Below are 17,562 nucleotides of genomic sequence, written 5' to 3'. Positions count from 1 at the left end.
TTCCGGGCGTGCCCGCCGCCGCTGCTGACCGGGCCGAGGAGCTGCGCCGGCTGCACCTCGACCCCGCGATCCTGGTCCTCGTCAACGTCTGGGACGCCGCGAGCGCGCGGACGGTCGCCTCGGTGCCCGGCTGCCGGGCGATCGCGACGGCCTCGTGGGCGATCGCCGCGGCCCACGGCCTGGACGACGGCGAGGCGATCGGGCGCGAGGCGATGCTGGACGCGGTGCGCCGCGTCGCGGACGCCGTGGCGCTGCCGGTGACCGCGGACCTCGAGGGCGGCTACGGCGCGACGCCGGACGAGGTCGGCGAGACGATCGCGCGGGCGATCGCCGCCGGCGCGGTCGGCTGCAACCTGGAGGACGGCGTCCCGGGCGGCGAGCAGCTGCGCGACGCGCAGGACGCGGCGGCGCGGGTGGCCGCGGCGCGCGCGGCGGCCGACGCGGCGGGCGTCCCGATCGTCATCAACGCGCGCACCGACACCTACCTGCGCGGGATCGACGATCCCGAGGCCGCGATCCTGCGCGGCCAGGCCTACGCCCGGGCCGGCGCGGACTGCGTCTTCGTGCCGGGCGTCACGGACGCCGCGACGATCAAGGCGCTGGTCGACGGCATCGACGCGCCGGTCTCGGTGCTGGCGCGCCCGGGCGCGCCGTCGGTGTCGGAGCTGCAGGACCTCGGCGTGGCGCGCGTGTCGTTCGGGCCGGGGCCGATGGGCGTCGCGCTGGCCGCGCTGGCGCGGACCGCCTCGGATCTGCTCGCGGGCGGCGTCCCGGCCGACGAGCTGAACTACCGCCCGCCGGCCGCCTGACGCGCGTCCCATAGGAGGTCCATCAGGAGGAGTAGGTCCCGCCTACCCGGCGGAGCGTCCTCGCGACGCCCCGCCGGTGAGGTGGGGAGGAACTGCACTTGCTCTCTTGTCTGCGGAGATGGTGAGAAGGCGCCGGCCGGTCCAAGGAACCGACGTCTTCGGTGTCCGCGCTGAGGATGATGCGCCCCGAACCCAAAGACGCCCTGAGGGCCGTCTAACGATTGGGTAAGGAGCTGGTTGGGCTCGTGTTGGCGGCCGGAGCGGCGCGCCGCCGAGGACCTGGAACAAGCTCTGGTCATATTCAAGCTTTTGGTCTAACCTTGAATAGGTGCCCGAGCTGATCAAGCTCCGATGGCTGCCGGCCGCCACCTCCGGCCTGCCCCGCCGGGAGCTGCGCGGGTGCGACTACGAGGCCTACGTCCCCGATCCGCTGGTCGGGCGCGACCTCGTCTTCGCCGGCGAGACGATCGCCGACGTCTCCGACGCCGAGCGCGCGGTCGCGCGCCTGAACCTCGAGGCGACCACGCTGGTCGACTCCGAGGCCGCGGCGCGGCTGCTGCTGCGTGCCGAGGCGGTGGCCTCGTCGCACATCGAAGGCCTACAGGTCGGTGGCCGGCGTCTCTTCAAGGCGCAGCTTGCGCTGGGGGTCGGCCACGAGCCGGGCGACGTCACCGCCGTCGAGATCCTCAACAACGTCGAGGCGATGCGCTGGGCGGTCGCGGCGCTCGACGCGGGGGAGGCGATCGAGGTCGCGCATCTGCTGGAGATCCATCGACGCCTGGTCGCCGGGACGGCGTTGGAGGCGCACGGCGGACGGGTGCGCGAGGAGCAGAACTGGATCGGCGGCAACTCCTACAACCCGTGCGCGGCCGCGTTCGTCCCGCCGCCGCCCGAGCGGGTCCCGGAGCTGCTCGCCGACCTCTGCGCGTTCTGCAACGACGACCTCCTGCCGCCGCTGGTGCAGGCGGCGATCGCCCATGCGCAGTTCGAGACGATCCACCCGTTCGTCGACGGCAACGGCCGCACGGGCCGCGCGCTCATCCACGTGATCCTCCGCCGCCGCGGCCTGGCGCCGTCCGTCGTCCCGCCGGTCTCGCTGGTGCTGGCCGCGCGCTCGCGGGACTACGTCAACGGCCTGATGGGCACGCGCGACGCCGACCCGCGGGCCGTGGACCGCGGGCTCGACGCCTGGGTCGCGACGTTCGCGGCCGCGACGACGCAGGCCGTGTCCGACGCGATGGAGCACGAGCGCCGCGTGGCCGAGCTGCAGGCGCGCTGGCGGGCCGAGCTGGCCCCGGTGCGCGCCGGCTCGGCGGTCGCGCGGCTGGTCGACGCGCTGCCCGGCGCGCCGGTCCTCACCGTGCGCAGCGCGGCGGAGCTGACCGGCCGCAGCGTCCAGGCGATCAACGAGGCGATCGCGCGGCTGGTCGCCGCCGGGGTCCTCGTGCAGACGACGATCGGCAAGCGCAATCGCGGCTTCGAGGCACCGGACCTGATCCGTCTCCTCTCGGAGCTGGAGTGGCGCCTGTCGCACCTGGAATGACCCAATGCCCCCGGTGGGGCTCGAACCCACAACCTCAGCGCTTAAAAGGCGCGCGCTCTACCAATTGAGCTACGAGGGCCCTGTCAGCCTAGACTGGAAACGGCACGCCCCCATGGTGTAGCGGTTAGCACGCGAGCCTTTCACGCTCGAAGCAGGGGTTCGATTCCCCTTGGGGGTACTGATTGCTCAGCCGTCCGGTGCGGCGTGCCGGGGACTAGAACGTCCGTCGAGCGGCGTGTTTGCGCCGTCGCGCATGGCAGAGTTCGGCCGGTCATGCCGCATCGCCTCAAGGGGCTGCGTCCGTCGGCACCGATGGTCGTCGCCCTCATCGCCCTCTTCGTCGCGCTGGACGGGCCCGCCACGGCGGCCCGGTTCGTCAACGGCGCGTCGATCAAGCCCAACTCGATCACCCACCGCCAGATCCGCAACGGCACGATCGGCCGCCAGGACCTGTCCAAGAGCGCGCGCGACTACCTGCGCACGACGCCGGCCGACTCGGTCGGGGCCAACCAGCTCCGCGACGGCGCGGTGGGCGGGCAGGCGATCGCGGACAAGGCGGTCGACGGCACCAAGCTGGGCGACGGCGCGGTCGGCGCGTCCAAGCTGGCGCCCGCGTCGGTCGACGCGACCAAGCTGACCGACGGCGCGGTCGGTCCGTCGCAGCTGGCCGCGGGCGCGGTCACGGCGTCGAAGGTCGCCACCGGCGCGATCGGCGGGGGCGCGATCGCCGACGGCAGCCTGCAGACGCAGGATCTCGGCGACTTCTACGGCACGGTCACCGTCGACTTCACGGAGTTCGCGCCGAACACCTGCCAGGTCTCGGCGTTCGCGCCGACGCCGTCCAACGGCAGCGCCAACAACCAGATCGCCGACGACGTCGTCTCGATCTCCCCGAGCACGTCCGGGTGGCCGGATCCGATCATCGTCACCGCCAACCCGGGGGCCAACAACACGATCCGGATCGTGGCCTGTCGGATCGGGTCCGACGGCCCCAGCACGATCGACCCGCCACGCACCACGTTCCAGTACGTCGCGTTCGACACCCCGTGATGCTTAGGACTGCTTTCCGGTCCGCGACGAAAAGGCGCAAAATGCGGTCATTCTCCGGACCGTCTACCCCTCCCCCACTTGAGGGAGGGCGACGATCTGCCGATGGGGACAACGTGGATGCCGCCTTCGCAGGGATGAGGAGGACGGTCTAGCGATGCTCCTGCACCGTCAGGCGCCGCTGGCCATCGGAGCGCTTGCCGCGTGCGCGGCGGTCGCCTCGGGCTCCGTGCTGCTGCGCGACCAGATCCTGAGCTTCACCGCGTGGCCCGGCGCGCACGACACCGACCAGGGCCCCGAGATCGCGATCCCGCACGGCCTGCCGCTGTCGTCCAACGGCGGCGCGCTCGGCCCGGCCGACGCCGCGACGTCGGCGCGGGCCGGCGGACGCGCGCTGCCCGACCGCGCGCTGCTGACCGCGCTCGGCCTCGGCCCGAGCGGCGGGACGCTCGCGCTGGCCCCGGGCGGCACGACGGTCGCGCCGACGCTGACGGCCGTCCCGCAGGGCGGTCGCCCCGGCGCGCGCCGCGCGCCCGCCTCCGGCGGCGGCGACCGCGGCCCGACGGTGACGATCACCGGCCCCGGCATCTCCGGCGCGCCGACCTCGACACCCGGCGCGGCGCCGCTGACGGGCTACGGCCCCGGTGGGTCCACGCCCAGCGGTGGCGGCACCGCGCCCGCGGGCGGCGGCACCGGCGCCGGCGGCACGGGTGCGAGCACGGGCACGGGCACCGGCGCGCCCGCGACCGCCCCGGCGACGGGCGGCTCCTCGATCTTCGCGTCGACCCCGTCGACCCCGACGACGCCGACCAGCGGCGCCGAGCCGCGGGCCGCCGACGCCACGCCCCCCGCCGACCGCGCGCCGGTCAACTCCGCCACCGACAACGCGCCCAAGCCGGGCGACGGCGGGCCGGAGTCCGCCTCCGGCGGTCAGCCCCCGGTGTCGGCCGAGTCCGCTCCCGCCAACCCGTCACCGCCGAGCGAGCCCGCGCCGTCGCCGCCGGCGCCCGCCGATCCGTCACCGCCGAGCGAGCCTTCGACCGGCAGCCCGGCGCCGTCGGAGCCGACGCCCAGCGAGCCCGCGCCCGCCGACCCGGCGCCGCCCGCCGAGACGACTCCGAGCGCCCCGGCCCCCGCCGATCCGGCACCGCCGGCCGACCCGGCGCCGGCCGCGCCCGCGTCGGACAGCGGCGCGAGTGGCGCGCAGCAGACCGCGACCGCCGCCTCGGCGGCGATCCCCTCGTCGGCTCAGTAAACGACGCGGCCTAGAAATCCGGTCGGAAGAAGCGCGGCTCGGCCTCGTCCTCGAGGGCCGTCGTCGCGTAGTGCTCGCGCAGCGCGTCGGCGTCGTCGCCGGCCAGCAGGACGTCGTCGCCCGCCTCGGGCGCGGTCCGGACCTGATGGCGTGAGCAGGCGATCCGCAGGTAGCCCGACCACCACTGGGCGCCACGTAGCGGAACCAGCCTGGTGCGCGCGCCGAACGTGCCGCAGTGCACCGTGCCCCAGGCCTCGCCATCGGGATCGATGTGGATCCCGTCGAGCCGGCCGACGAGCCCGAAGGTCCCGTCGAGCACGAACACATCCCGCTTGGCTTGGCGCTGGTCGAGCATCGTGCCAAGCGGACTACCCCGGCCTCTGGGGCTTCACACGCGCGAGGAGGGCCGCGGTTCTCCGCTCATCGCACGAAGAACCCCGTAGCCTGTGGGCGCCCGGGCGGTTAGCTCAGCTGGCCAGAGCACTCGCCTTACAAGCGAGGGGTCCTCGGTTCAAGTCCGAGACCGCCCACTTCCGGCGTGTCCGCAGATCGACCGTTTGCGGTCCGGCGGGTTCGGAGAGATTGCCATCATCATGACCGCCAGCGCTCCGGCGCTGCCGGCGACCAGAGAGGACTCGCGGCCGAACACCACGGGCGGCCAACGGGACGCGATGATGCTGCGCCGGTACGCCCGAACTCGAGATCCTCAGCTGCGCGAGCAGCTGGTCCACCGCTATCTGCCGTTGGCCCGATACGCCGCGGCCCAGTACCGCCACGGCTCCGAGCCGTTCGACGATCTCGTCCAAGTGGCGAGCGTCGGCCTGCTCAAGGCGCTCGACCGCTACGACCCCGTGCGCGGCGCCGCGTTCTCCTCCTACGCGCTGCCGACGATGTCGGGCGAGCTGCGTCGCCACTTCCGCGACCGGTCGTGGGCGGTGCGCCCGCCGCGGGATCTCCAGGAGCAGGCGCTGGCCGTCGAGCGGGCGACCGAGACGCTGGCGCGCGAGCTCGGCCACGTGCCGACCATCGACGACGTCGCCCAGCGCACCGGCCTGGAGCCCGAGGCGGTCCTGGAGGCCCGCGAGGCGCTGAGCGCGCGGCTGTCGGCGTCGCTGTCGGCACCGGTGCGCGGCTCCGACGACGACGAGCTGGACCTCGGCTCGCGGCTGGGCGCCGACGACGGCGGCTACGCCACCGCCGAGGCCCGCGCGACCCTGGGCGCCCTGACCCGGTGCCTGACCGCGCGCGAGCGCGAGATCGTCCGCCTGCGCTTCGACGAGGACCTGACCCAGTCCGAGATCGGGGCGATCGTCGGGCTGAGCCAGATGCACGTCTCGCGCGTCCTGCGCCAGGCGGTCGACAAGCTGCGCGCGGCGGCGCGCGCGTCGGACGACGCGTAGCGCGGCGACGCGTGGCTACGCGCCCGCGCGCCGCCCGAGGAGGACCGCGAAGCGGTGGTCCTTGAACAGGCAGTCGGCGGCGTCGAAGCCCGCCTCGCGCAGCCACCGCAGCTGGGACTCGACGTCGGCGCAGCGGTCGTGCGCCATGCGCTCCTCCGCGCCCGCCCACTCGGCGTCGTCGGAGCCCGCCCGGCGCGCGGCCGCCTCGTGCCACTCGCGGTAGCGGCGGTCGAAGCACGGGTGCGGGCCGGCGACCTGCTCGGCGTTGACGAAGACGCCCATCGGCGGCAGCGCCGCGCGCACCCGCGCGAACAGCGCGCGCTTGTCCTCGTCGAAGAGGTGGTGGATCGCCAGCGCGCTGACGACCGCGTCGAACTCGCCCTCCGGCAGCGGGTCGGCCAGGTCGGCGACGACGATCTCGGCGCGGCCGCCCAGCGCCGCGCGTGCCTGCTCGAGCATCGCGGGCGCGCCGTCGGTCAGCACCAGCTCGGCCTCGGGGTACCGCGCCGCCACGCGCGCGGCCAGCATCCCGGTCCCGGCGCCGAGGTCGAGCACCCGCCGCGGCGGCCGGCCGAGCAGCGACAGCGCGTCGACGGCGGTGCCGTAGAAGGCGTCGAACGGCGGGATCAGGCGACGGCGCGGGGCGTCGTAGTCCGCGGCGTGCGCGTCGAAGGTGGCGGGCGCGTTGCTCATGACATACAAATGTACGTGATAACGAACAGGATGGCAACGGGGCCCAGCGGGCATCATCGCCCGCAACCGATGCTCGCCACGCTCGCCACCTCCGCCGCGCTCGCCTGGACCCCCGCGGTCGCCGACGCGCGGGCCTACGCGCGCACGCGCCGCGGTCAGGTGTCGTTCGCGGTCCGGACCGAGTGCGGGGCGTGGGGAAGGCGGCAGGACGCGGCGGTGCCGTCGGCGTCGGTGCTCAAGGCGATGATGTTGGTCGCCTACCTGCGGCGCGGGAGCGTCCGCGACCGCCCGCTGGGGCCCGCGCAGAAGGCGCTGCTGAGCCCGATGATCCGCCGCTCGGACGACCTGGCGGCGTCCAGGGTCTTCAGGGTCGTCGGCGCGGGCCGCCTCCAGCGCGACGCGCGGGGCTGGGGGATGCGGGCGTTTCGCGTGCGCGTCGACCCCTGGGGCGACAGCCGCGTCACCGCCCGCGACCAGGCCCGCTTCTGGCTGCACCTCGACCGCCGTCTGCCGCCGCGCCACCGCCGCTACGGCCTGGAGCTGCTGCGCACGATCGTGCCGTCGCAGCGCTGGGGCGTCGCGCGGGTCGTCCCGCGCGGCTGGACGCTGCACTTCAAGGGCGGCTGGGGCTCGGGCCGCGGCGCCGTCGACCATCAGGTGGCGCTGCTGACCAACGGCGACCAGCGCGTCGGCCTCGCGATCCTCACGACCGCGCAGGGCACGCACGCCTACGGCAAGGCCACGCTGGAGGGCGTCGCGCGCCGCCTCCTGCGCGGGCTGGACGGCCGCGCCGACGTCTGCTGAGCGCGCGTCGGGCTACCGCTGGGCGATCGCCAGGCCCAGGGCCTTCAGCTGCGCCGACGCCACGCCGATCTTCTTGGCCCCGTCGCCGGTCGAGACCCGTCGCAGCGCCTTGGCCAGCGCGGACGGGTCGTTCTCGTGCGCGGCCCGCGCCGTCGCCCGGAACGCGTCGGCCAGCTCGCGGCAGCCCGCGACCAGCAGGTCGTGCGCGGACTTCGCGCCCCGCGGCGGCGGGATCGCGTCGAGCTCCTTGACCGCTCGGTCCAGCGCCGCGACGCTCCGGTCCAGCGCCTTGCCGTAGGACGCCGCGGTCACCGTGCCGGCGCCCTGGTCGGAGATCTCGGCCAGCGCCTGCTGCACGCGTCCGCTGGCCTCCTGGACGCGCGTGACGTAGTCGGCCTTGCTCGACGTCGTGCCCGACGGCTTGCCGCTGCCGCTGCCGCCGCACCCCGCGGCGCCGGCGGCCACCAGCGCGACCAAGGCGAACAGCATCGGGACCGCGCGGCGCATGGCGCGATCCTCCCAGGTTCGGGCGCGCGGCGTACCCTTCGAGGCGATGGCCCTGGATCCCACGCACACCGCGCTCGGCACCTGGTCGGGCGGCCGCTTCATGCACTTCGGCGAGGCGCTCGACGACGAGCGCTACCTCGCGCTCATCCGCCCGGACGATCGCGTCCGCACCGTGGTCACCGCCGACGTCTACGGGACCGGCGAGGCCGACACGCTCCTCGGCCGCGCGCTGACGGGCCTGGACCGCGACGCCTACAGCCTGGTCGGCGCGGTCGGCCACGACTTCTACAACGGCGAGCGGCAGGGCGCGAAGGGCTTCCCGCGCTTCACCGACCCGGCCCTGCGCGGCCCGTCGGAGTACGGCAGCTACCTGCGCGAGGCGGCCGAGCGGTCGCTGCGGCGCATCGGCGCCGACCGCTTCGACCTGTTGATGTTGCACAACCCGGACCGCACGGGCTACACGCACGAGGCGGTCTGGGAGGGCATGGCCGCGCTGCGCGACGCCGGCCTCACGCGCCTGCTCGGCGTTGCCCCCGGGCCCGCCAACGGCTTCACGCTCGACGTCATCGACTGCTTCGAGCGCTTCGGAGACCAGATCGACTGGGCGATGTTGATCCTCAACCCGTTCGAGCCGTGGCCGGGCGAGCTGGCGCTGCCAGCCGCCGCCGCGCACGACGTGAAGGTCCTGACGCGCGTCGTCGACTACGGCGGGATCTTCCACGACGACCTGCGTCCCGGCCTCCCGATGGGCGAGCGCGACCACCGTGGGTTCCGGCCCGCGGGCTGGATCGACCGTGGCGTCGAGCGCCTCGACGCGCTGCGCCCGATCGCCGAGCGCCACGGGCTGACGACGCTGCAGCTCGCCGCGCAGTGGAACCTCGCCCACGACGCGGTCGCGTCGGTCGTCCCCACGCTCATCCAGGAGGCGTGGGACGGCGCCAAGACCGTCGAGGCCCAGCGCGAGGAGCTGGCGTCGCTGCCGTCGGAGATCCTCCTGAGCGACGACGAGGTCGCCGAGATCCGCGCCATCGGCGACAACACGCGCTGCATGGCGCTCAAGGGCGGCGTCCCCGACCACGAGGGCGAGTCGCTGCCCGACCGCTGGACGCTGGACGCCGACCTGGAGGCGATCGGCGCCCGCTGGGACATCGCGCCCGGCGACCTGCAGCTCGCCTAGCGCGGGGCGCCCCCGGCGCTAGCCGAAGAACACCGCGGCGTCCTGGAAGAACTTGTCGTCCAAGGTCTTCGGCTCGCCCAGGGCCTCGCTGATCGGGACCGTCACGATGTCGGTCCCGCGCAAGGCCACCATCTTGCCGTGGTCGCCGGCGGTGACCGCCTCGGCCGCCGCCACGCCGAAGCGCGTCGCCAGCACGCGGTCGAACGCCGTCGGGGTCCCGCCGCGCTGGACGTGGCCGAGGATCGTCATCCGCGTCTCGTAGCCGGTCCGCTCCTCGATCTCGCGCTCCAGCGTCACCGCGATCCCGCCCAGGCGCGCGTGGCCGAAGGCATCCAACTTGCCTTCGGCGCCGGTCGTCGACAGCGTGCCCTCGCGCGGCGTCGCGCCCTCGCTCACGACGACGATCGAGAACGTCCGGCCGGTGTCGTGGCGCCGGCGGATGTGGTCGCAGACCTCCTCGATGTCGAACGGCCGCTCGGGCACGAGGATGACGTCGCCGCCGCCGGCCATGCCCGCGTGCGCGGCGATGAAGCCGGCGTGGCGGCCCATGACCTCCAGCACCATCACGCGGTTGTGCGACTCGGCCGTCGTGTGCAGCCGGTCGACCGCCTCGGTCGCGATCTGCACCGCCGTCTGGAAGCCGAACGTGTAGTCGGTGCCCTTGAGGTCGTTGTCGATGGTCTTGGGCACGCCGACGACCGGGACGCCCGCCTCGGCCAGCCGGGCCGCGACGCCCAGCGTGTCCTCGCCGCCGATCGGCACGAGCACGTCCACGCCGAACCGCTCCATCCCCGCGCGGACGCCGTCGACGCCGAGGCCGTCCTTCTTGAAGGGGTTGGTTCGCGAGGACCCCAAGATGGTCCCGCCGCGCGGCAGGATGCCCGCCGTGCGCTGCACGGTCAGCTCGTCGCCGTCGCCCTCCAGCACGCCGGCCCAGCCGTAGCGGTAGCCCACCAGCGTATGCCCGTCCTGCAGCCCCTTGCGCACCACGGCGCGGATGACCGCGTTCAACCCGGGGCAGTCGCCCCCGCCCGTCAGCACTCCGATCCTGGCCATGAGCCAGAGACTACGAGCGCCGGCAAGCCCCCGATCGGGCTATCGCGCCACGACCGCGGCCAGCGCCTCGTCCACCGGCACCGGACGTCCGAGGTGGAACCCCTGCGCGTAGTCGACGCCCAGCGCGCGGACCGCGTCGAGCGTGTCGTCGTCGCCCACGAACTCGGCCAGCGACGGCGTCCCGAGCCCGCGCGCGATCTGCACGACGGCCTCGACGACGAGGCGATCGGTGGGGTTGTCGCGCAGTCCGCGGACGAACTCGCCGTCGATCTTCAGCACGTCGAAGCGCAGGTGCTTGAGGTAGGCGAACGACGCGAAGCCCGCGCCGAAGTCGTCCAGCGCCAGGCGGCAGCCGAGGCGGCGCAGCGCGTCGGCCAGCGCGCGGGCGCGCTCCAGGTTGACGATCGCCGCCGTCTCGGTGATCTCGACGATCAGCCGGCCGGGCGGCACCGGCGTGGCGGTCAGCAGCTCCTCCAGCCAGCGCGCGAAGTCCGCGTCGCCCATGGTCCGGCCGCTGAGGTTCACCGACAGCGTCACCGGATGCGCGCGCACGAGCGCGACCGCGCGGGCGACGACCCAGCGGTCGATCGCTCCGATCAGGTCGAAGCGCTCGGCGATCGGCAGGAACGTCGCGGGCGGCACCAGCTCGCCGGAGTCCGACCGCATCCGCAGCAACAGCTCGAAGGCCGGGTCGTCGTCGCCCTCGCCCAGCGCGACGATCGGCTGGGCGTGCAGCTCGAAGCGGTCCTCGGCCAGCGCGGAGCGGATCCGCTCCAGCCACGACAGCCGCGACACGTGGCGGCCGGGCCCGGCCTGCTCGCGCGTCGCGCGCGCCGCCTGGTTGCGGCCGGCCTCCTTGGCGTCGTACATCGCGATGTCGGCCTCGACCAGCAGCTCCTCGGGCGACAGGCCGTCGGCGCCGTCGAAGGGCGCCATGCCGATCGACGCGGTCACCCGCGCCTGGCGCGTGGAGTCCGCGACGACGCCGTCCCGGGCGACCGCGCGCAGCAGCTTGGCCGCCACCGCGCCGGCCTCGTCGTCGGTGGCCTCCGGCAGGATCACGCCGAACTCGTCGCCGCCCAGGCGCGCGATCACGTCGGTCTCGCGCAGCTCGGCGCGCAGCGTCGCGGCCAGGCGGGCGATCAGCTCGTCGCCGACCGGATGGCCGAGCGTGTCGTTGACGTACTTGAACCCGTCGAGGTCGAGGACGAGCACCGCGCCGCGGCGGCCGTAGCGCTCGGCGGCGGCCAGCGCGCGATCCAGCTCCTCCTCGAAGCGGCGCCGGTTGAAGAGGCCGGTCAGCGCGTCGTGGTCGGCCAGGTGCTGGAGCTGGCCCTCGAAGCGCTTGCGCTCGGTGATGTCGACGATCTGCGCGATCGCGTAGGCGGGCCGGCCGTCGGCGTCGGGCACGGCGGCGACGGTCAGCAGCGTCCACACGACCTTGCCGTCGGCGTCGACCATCCGGCACTCGGTGCTCAGGCGCTCCTCGGTGCCGCGGCGCAGCGCGGCGATCCGGGCGCGCCCGGCCTCCAGCTCGTCGGGGTGGACGACCGCGGCGATGCGCTGGGCCAGCAGCGCCTCCTGCGAGAAGCCGAGCATCGCGGCCAGCGCCGGGTTGACGGTCAGCCACCGGCCGGTGTCCGCGCCGTGCAGCGAGACGACGCAGACGCCGATCGGCGCGTGCTCGAACGCGGCGCGCAGGCGGGCCTCGGCCTCGCGGCGTCCGGACTCCAGGCGATGGCGGTCGGTGATGTCCTGGGTCGTGCCCCACACGCGGCGGACGCTGCCGTCCTCGAGGCGCTCGGCGGGCGCGCCGCGGCCGTGCATGATCCGCTCCTCGCCGTCGGTGCGGATCAGGCGGTAGGTGACGTCGAACGGCTCGCCGTCGACCGCGGCTCGGGCGAGCGCGTCGCGCACGGCCTGGCGGTCCTCCTGGTGGATCAGCCGCCCGTGGTCCTTGACACGGATCGGCTGGTCCTCGGGCACGCCGAGCAGGCGGTACATCGCGGGGCTCCACCACTGCTCGCCGGTGATCAGGTCACCCGACCAGCTGCCCAGCTGGGCCATGTTCTGCGCCTCTTCGAGCAGCGCCTGCTGGCGGCGGGCGTCCTCGGCGGCGGCGCGGGCGCGCTCCTCGGCCTCGCGCAGGCGGTGCTCGTCGGCCTTGCGCGCGGTGATGTCGCGGGTGGTGGTGACGGCCTCGACGAAGCCGCCGTCGACGTCGAGGATCGGGGAGACCGTCGACTCCAGCCACATCTCGCGGCCGTCGCGGACGTTGGTGATGCGGTACTGGACGGTGCTCGAGATCCCGCGGCGCGCGTGCTCGTGGGCCCGCTGGACGGCGGGCGCGTCGTCGGGGTGGCAGACGTCGGCGGCCCAGAAGCCGATGAGGTGGGCGGCCGGGAAGCCGAGCAGGGCCTCGGCGCCGCCGGCGGCGTAGACGATCTTGCCGGTCGGGTCGTGGCGGGCGATCAGGTCGCCGGCGTGGGTGGCCAGCAGCGCCAGCTCGCGCTCGCGCGCCTCCAGCTGGGCGCGCGCCTCGACGAAGCTCGTGATGTCGGTGAACGAGACGACCGCGCCGTAGGGCACGTCCTCGCCGTCGGCCAGCAGCGGGACGGCGTTGACGCGCAACCACTGGTCGGTGCCGTCGTGGCGGCGGACCAGGAGCTGCTCGTCGCGGACCGGTCGGCCGGTGGCGATCGCGCGCCCGCCGGGCTGCTCCTCGGCGGTCATCGGACGGCCGTCGGCGTGGCGCGGCAGGAACGAGGCGTCGTGCGGCCCGCGGCCGGCGAGGCGGTCGCGCTCCGGTGTGTGGACGCCCGCGATCAGCCGCGCGGCGCGGTTGGACGCGCGGATCGTGGCCGACGCGTCGATGACGGCCAGGCCTTCGGTGGTGGCGTCGGCGGCCGGGCCGAGCAGGCTCGACCACGCGTCGTCGGTCGTGGGGGCGTGGTGCAGAGGCATCGAGGGGCCTTGTCCCTGGGTCGGCCCGGCCGGCATCCGACTTGAGGTCTGATGAGCGCGTAACTTTCCGAAGCGGGTCTCGTTCTGGGCGCACATGAACGTCAAGACGAGAACGATCAGGGCCGTGGCGGCCGGTCTGGCGGCCGTCGCGCTGCCCGCGGCGGCGTCGGCCAACGTGCAGGTCGGATCCTCCGGCTGGTCGTGGGGCAACCCGCTGCCACAGGGCAACACGCTCCGCGCGATGGCCTTCAGCGGTGCGACCGGCTACGCGGTCGGCGACTTCGGGACGCTGCTGGAGACGACCGACGCCGGCGCGACCTGGACCGGCCTGCCGGCCGGCACGTTCTCGAACCTGACCGAGCTGCAGGTGCTGGACGCGTCGACCCTGTTCGCGGGCGGCGGCTGCGTGGCGCGGCGGTCGATCGACGGCGGCCGGACGTTCTCGCGGATCGCGTTCACCAACGTCGAGTCGGCGTGCCCGCAGGACTCGACGCTGGCGGCGCTGGCGTTCCTCGACCAGAACTTCGGCTACGTCTTCGAGAGCGGCGGCCAGGTCTTCCAGACCCCGGACGGCGGCACGCGCTTCGCGGCGAAGATCGCGGTCCCGGGCACGAGGGCGGCGGGCGGCGGGGCGGTGCCGACCGACGCCGCGTTCACGTCGACCACCACGGGCTTCGTCGCCACCGACGACGGCAAGATGTACGAGACGACCGACGGCGCGAACTCGTGGAAGCCGGTCAGCGAGACCGGTCGGGCGGTGCGCGGCATCGCGTTCGTCAGCGCGCAGGTCGGCTACGCGGTCGGCGACCAGTCGTTGTTCATGAAGACGGCCGACGGCGGCGCGACGTGGACGCCGCAGGGCGTCGGCGGCCCGGCGCCGCAGGACCTCACCGGCATCCACTGCGCGACCGAGGACGCGTGCGTCATGACGACGAGGGCCGGCACGCAGATCATCGTGACGACCGACGGCGGCAAGACCTTCACCTTCCCCGCGCCGTCGACCGACCCGCTCTTCGCGGCGGCGTTCGCGTCGGCGACGCGGCTGGTCGCGGCCGGCCGGCAGGGGTCGACGACCGCGTCCGACGACGCGGGCGCGAACTTCACGCCGATCGGCGGGCGGCTGATCGGCCGGTTCTCGCGCGTGCGCGCGGGGCGCGTGGCGGGCACGGCGTTCGCGCCCGGCCCCGACGGCGTGCTCGGCCGCACGGTCGACGGCGGCCAGACGTGGACGCGCGGCAACGTCGCGACGTCGCAGGACGTCCTCGACGTCTCGTTCCCGACCGCCGACGACGGCTACGCGCTGGACGTCGCGGGCGGCGTGTTCACCACCGACGACGGCGGGCAGTCGTGGAAGACGCTCGACACCGGCTCGACCGCGCGGCCCAACGCGGTGTACGCGCCGTCGAAGTCCGTGGTGTTGGTGATCGGGCCGACGGGCGTGCGACGGTCGGTCGACGGCGGCGGGTCGTTCGACGCGGTCCGCGGCGACGCGGTGGCCCGGACGCCGTTGTCCGACGTCGACCGCGCGGGCGACGCGATCGTCGCCTGGGGCCCGCAGGACGTGATCCTGTCGTCGGACGGCGGCAAGACGTGGCGGACGGTGCTCAAGCCCGGCCGGTACAAGACGGTGACGGTCAAGGGCAAGCGCCGGAAGGTCAACCGGATCGGCGTGCGCAAGGTGGACTTCGTCAACGCCAGGACCGGGTTCCTGCTGGACGGCTCCGGCCGCGTCTGGCGCACGACCGACGGCGGCCGGGCGTGGACGGAGCGGCCGGGCGTCGGCACCGACGGCGCCCGCGGGATGTCGTTCTCCAACGCGCGCGACGGCTACCTGGTGATCTCGCGGTTCGGCGACGTGACGACGCCCACCGGCTTCCTGCTGCGCACCGACGACGGCGGCGCGACCTGGCATCCGCAGTTCGTGGAGTCGGAGGTGATCCCGGACGGCGGCGTCGCGGCCGGCGCGGGGACCGACTACCTGCTCGGCGGGCAGCAGGCGCTCTTGGCGTCCACGACCGGCGGGGACGCGGGGCCGGCGAGCGAGCTGACGATCAGGGCGGCGAGGACCAAGCTGCCCAAGCCCGCGCACATCGTCGTGACCGGCAAGCTGGCGCCGGCGTCGGGCAACGAGCGCGTGACGGTCGGCTACCGGCGGCCGGGCGCGACGCGGTGGTCGTCGCAGACGGTGACGGTGAGCGCGAACGGGTCGTTCACCTCGTCGTGGAACGTGGTGCGCGGCGCCAACCAGTTCGTCGCCCAGTGGCAGGGCAACTTCCGGTCGCGCGGGGACGGCTCGGCCGTCCTGACGGTGACCGTGGGGAAGGGGAAGCGGAAGTAGGCGTGGAAAGGGGACGGTGAGCGTGCTTGCCGGGGTGCGCCGGGCGCGGAAGCGCCCGGTGATCGCCCCGGCTCTGCTCGTTCAGGCGGCCAGCGGCTCGCGGGAGACGTCGCCGTCGCCCAGGTTGGCCGCGGGCGGCGCGGCGCGGACGGTGACGGGGAGGCCGTCGCGGGGGCCGATCGTCGGCATCTGGCGGACGCTCAGGACGTAGCCGGGGTCGACCTCGAGGCGGAAGCGGCTGAGGATCTTGGTGGCGATGACGCCGATCTCGGCCTGGCCGAAGCGCATGCCGATGCAGGTGCGGGAGCCGCCGCCGAAGGGGACGTAGGCGCCCTTGGGGATCGCGTCGCGTGCCGCGCCGACGAACCGGTCGGGGTTGAACGTGAAGGGGTCCTCCCAGACGTCCGGGAGGTGGTGCGAGACCCACGAGGAGTACTCGACCGGGACGCCGCCGGGGATCTCGACGCCGGCGATCGTGGCGGGCTCGATCGAGCGGCGCGGCCCGATCCACGCGGGCGGGTACATGCGCAGCGTCTCGTCCAGCGCGGCGGTGAGGTTGAAGTCGTCTCCGTTGGCGTAGGCCGGGTGGCGCGACAGCTCGTAGAAGAGGAACGCGACCGTCGAGGTCGTCGTGTCGTGGCCGGCGAAGAGGAGCGTCATCACCTCGTCGCGGATGTGGCGGTCCTTCAGCTCCAGGCCGTCGCCGTCCTGGGCGTCGAGGAGCAGGCCGAGCAGGTCGTCGCCGTGCTCGCCGCGCGCGCGGCGGTCGGCGATCTCGCCGTAGATGATGGCGTCGAGCCGCTTGGCGGCCGCGCGCATCCTCGCCCACGGCGTCCCCGGCCCGCGCATGATCTGGAAGACGTAGTCCTTGGACCAGAACGAGAGCGCGTTCTCGAACTCCTGCGCGGCGTCGCCGCGGCCGCGGGCCGTCTCGGGGTCGATGCCGAACAGCGCGCGCATCGCGATCCGCAGGGCCAGCTCGCGGGTCCAGTGGTACAGGTCGACGCGCGTGCCGTCCTGCCACGTGGCGAGCGCGTCGTCGACCTCCTGCTCCATGAGGAGCTGGGACCGGGCGATGCGCTCGCGGTGGAACATCGGGAGCATGGCCTTGCGCTGCAGGCGGTGGAACGCGCCGTCGATCGCGAGCATCCCGTCGCCGAGCAGCGGCGTGAGGTCGCCGTAGTGCCCGTGTCGCCACGAGTAGTTCTTGGCATTGGAGACCAACAGGTGGTGGTTGGCCTCCGGGCCCAGCACGAAGATGATGTTCTGGTGGAACACGCGCTGCGTGAACACCGGGCCGTACTTCTCGTAGGCGGCGAGCAGCAGGGTCAGCGGTTCGCGCGTGAAGCCGAACGTCCGCGCCATCGAGAACTTCGTGTCGCCCGGGGGAAAGGGAACGCTCGCCGCCCTCTCCGCCTGCATGTCCGCGGCGATCCTCCTCAGCGGATTGCTCGTCCCGAGCGACGGCGGCCCTACCACGCGTGCCATGCCCGGAAACGTACCGGTTGATTGGCCAACCAGCCAATCTCCTCCTCACCAAACCCTTCGTCCGCCGACCGACCGCCCCGACGCCGCGCCTGCCATAATGGAGGCCCGACCTGCTCGGGGGCGTAGCTCAGTTGGTTAGAGCGCCGGCCTGTCACGCCGGAGGTCGCGGGTTCGAGTCCCGTCGCTCCCGCTTTTCCGACCTCCGCATCCGTCAAGGATGCGGAGGTCTTCTTTTTTCGCCTGTGCGCTCGCGAAAAAAGGCTTGAACGCGGGGGTCGGCCGGATCGCCACGACGCGGCCGCCGTCGATCCACACGCGCTCGACGAGCTGTCCCACCAGCTCGCGGCGCCGCTCCGGGTCGGTCTCCTTCTCCCAGAACGGGCTGAAGTCGTCCAGCACCGCGCGGGCGCTCTCCAGATCAGGCGTCCGGCCGGGCGCGAGGCGGTCCAGCTCAGCGTCGATCTCGTCGCGCTTGGCGACG

The 17,562-nt window shown here is 74.1% G+C and carries 14 protein-coding genes and 4 tRNA genes; 11 read left to right on the top strand and 7 right to left on the bottom strand.

The window, feature by feature from the left end; translation table 11 throughout:
* Positions 1-8 precede the first annotated feature (8 nt).
* Both VFG42_RS23345 and VFG42_RS23340 read left to right on the top strand, forming a co-directional pair.
* Positions 9-809, top strand: a complete 801-nt coding sequence (locus VFG42_RS23345) for an isocitrate lyase/phosphoenolpyruvate mutase family protein (RefSeq protein ID WP_324911232.1) — start codon at positions 9-11, stop codon at positions 807-809.
* 328 nt (positions 810-1,137) lie between these two features.
* Positions 1,138-2,352: a Fic family protein gene (locus tag VFG42_RS23340; RefSeq protein ID WP_324911231.1), complete on the top strand. Its 1,215-nt coding sequence runs from the start codon at positions 1,138-1,140 to the stop codon at positions 2,350-2,352.
* A 5-nt stretch (positions 2,353-2,357) separates the two neighbouring features.
* Here the strand turns inward: VFG42_RS23340 and VFG42_RS23335 are convergent.
* Positions 2,358-2,431, bottom strand: a tRNA-Lys gene (locus VFG42_RS23335).
* Positions 2,432-2,458: 27 nt separating this feature from the next.
* Here VFG42_RS23335 and VFG42_RS23330 point away from each other — a divergent pair.
* The 3 genes from VFG42_RS23330 (at position 2,459) to VFG42_RS23320 (ending at position 4,654) form a co-directional block, all read left to right on the top strand.
* Positions 2,459-2,530 (top strand) — tRNA-Glu (locus VFG42_RS23330).
* 95 nt (positions 2,531-2,625) lie between these two features.
* Positions 2,626-3,402: a hypothetical protein gene (locus VFG42_RS23325; RefSeq protein WP_324911230.1), complete on the top strand. Its 777-nt coding sequence runs from the start codon at positions 2,626-2,628 to the stop codon at positions 3,400-3,402.
* A gap of 154 nt (positions 3,403-3,556) precedes the next feature.
* Positions 3,557-4,654, top strand: a complete 1,098-nt coding sequence (locus tag VFG42_RS23320; protein WP_324911229.1) for a hypothetical protein — start codon at positions 3,557-3,559, stop codon at positions 4,652-4,654.
* 10 nt (positions 4,655-4,664) lie between these two features.
* Here the strand turns inward: VFG42_RS23320 and VFG42_RS23315 are convergent, their stop codons facing one another.
* Entirely contained in the window at positions 4,665-5,009 is a 345-nt protein-coding gene (locus VFG42_RS23315; RefSeq protein ID WP_324911228.1) for a hypothetical protein, read from the bottom strand.
* 101 nt (positions 5,010-5,110) lie between these two features.
* On the opposite strand from VFG42_RS23315, the gene VFG42_RS23310 reads away from it, so the two are divergent.
* Positions 5,111-5,184 (top strand) — tRNA-Val (locus VFG42_RS23310).
* 63 nt (positions 5,185-5,247) lie between these two features.
* Positions 5,248-6,054 (top strand): SigB/SigF/SigG family RNA polymerase sigma factor, encoded by an 807-nt coding sequence (locus VFG42_RS23305; RefSeq protein WP_324911227.1) that lies wholly within the window; start codon positions 5,248-5,250, stop codon positions 6,052-6,054.
* 15 nt (positions 6,055-6,069) lie between these two features.
* Here VFG42_RS23305 and VFG42_RS23300 read toward each other — a convergent pair whose 3' ends face one another.
* On the bottom strand, positions 6,070-6,747 hold the full coding sequence (locus tag VFG42_RS23300; protein ID WP_324911226.1) for a class I SAM-dependent methyltransferase: 678 nt from the start codon (positions 6,745-6,747) through the stop codon (positions 6,070-6,072).
* A gap of 69 nt (positions 6,748-6,816) precedes the next feature.
* Here VFG42_RS23300 and VFG42_RS23295 point away from each other — a divergent pair, with 69 nt between their 5' ends.
* Positions 6,817-7,551: a serine hydrolase gene (locus tag VFG42_RS23295; RefSeq protein WP_324911225.1), complete on the top strand. Its 735-nt coding sequence runs from the start codon at positions 6,817-6,819 to the stop codon at positions 7,549-7,551.
* A gap of 12 nt (positions 7,552-7,563) precedes the next feature.
* Here VFG42_RS23295 and VFG42_RS23290 read toward each other — a convergent pair whose 3' ends face one another.
* Positions 7,564-8,058, bottom strand: a complete 495-nt coding sequence (locus tag VFG42_RS23290) for a hypothetical protein (RefSeq protein ID WP_324911224.1) — start codon at positions 8,056-8,058, stop codon at positions 7,564-7,566.
* 46 nt (positions 8,059-8,104) lie between these two features.
* Here VFG42_RS23290 and VFG42_RS23285 point away from each other — a divergent pair, with 46 nt between their 5' ends.
* The gene (locus VFG42_RS23285; protein WP_324911223.1) at positions 8,105-9,235 is read left to right on the top strand and encodes an aldo/keto reductase; all 1,131 of its coding nucleotides are present in this window, start codon (positions 8,105-8,107) and stop codon (positions 9,233-9,235) included.
* Between the two features lie 18 nt (positions 9,236-9,253).
* Here VFG42_RS23285 and VFG42_RS23280 read toward each other — a convergent pair whose 3' ends face one another.
* Both VFG42_RS23280 and VFG42_RS23275 read right to left on the bottom strand, forming a co-directional pair.
* A complete protein-coding gene (locus VFG42_RS23280; protein WP_324911222.1) occupies positions 9,254-10,291 on the bottom strand; it encodes an ATP-dependent 6-phosphofructokinase in 1,038 nt (345 codons plus the stop codon).
* A gap of 39 nt (positions 10,292-10,330) precedes the next feature.
* On the bottom strand, positions 10,331-13,255 hold the full coding sequence (locus VFG42_RS23275) for an EAL domain-containing protein (RefSeq protein WP_324911221.1): 2,925 nt from the start codon (positions 13,253-13,255) through the stop codon (positions 10,331-10,333).
* A gap of 124 nt (positions 13,256-13,379) precedes the next feature.
* Here VFG42_RS23275 and VFG42_RS23270 point away from each other — a divergent pair, with 124 nt between their 5' ends.
* Positions 13,380-15,593: a WD40/YVTN/BNR-like repeat-containing protein gene (locus VFG42_RS23270; RefSeq protein ID WP_324911220.1), complete on the top strand. Its 2,214-nt coding sequence runs from the start codon at positions 13,380-13,382 to the stop codon at positions 15,591-15,593.
* An 81-nt stretch (positions 15,594-15,674) separates the two neighbouring features.
* On the opposite strand, the gene VFG42_RS23265 is transcribed toward VFG42_RS23270, so the two are convergent.
* Positions 15,675-17,015, bottom strand: a complete 1,341-nt coding sequence (locus VFG42_RS23265; RefSeq protein WP_324911219.1) for a cytochrome P450 — start codon at positions 17,013-17,015, stop codon at positions 15,675-15,677.
* A gap of 182 nt (positions 17,016-17,197) precedes the next feature.
* On the opposite strand from VFG42_RS23265, the gene VFG42_RS23260 reads away from it, so the two are divergent.
* A tRNA-Asp gene (locus VFG42_RS23260) sits at positions 17,198-17,271 on the top strand.
* Positions 17,272-17,562: the final 291 nt, after the last annotated feature.

This window comes from Baekduia sp. (genome assembly GCF_035685985.1).
Lineage (GTDB): Bacteria > Actinomycetota > Thermoleophilia > Solirubrobacterales > Solirubrobacteraceae > Baekduia.
Note: the sequence above shows the minus strand (reverse complement) of the source record. Positions and strands in the feature narration are given on the sequence as shown.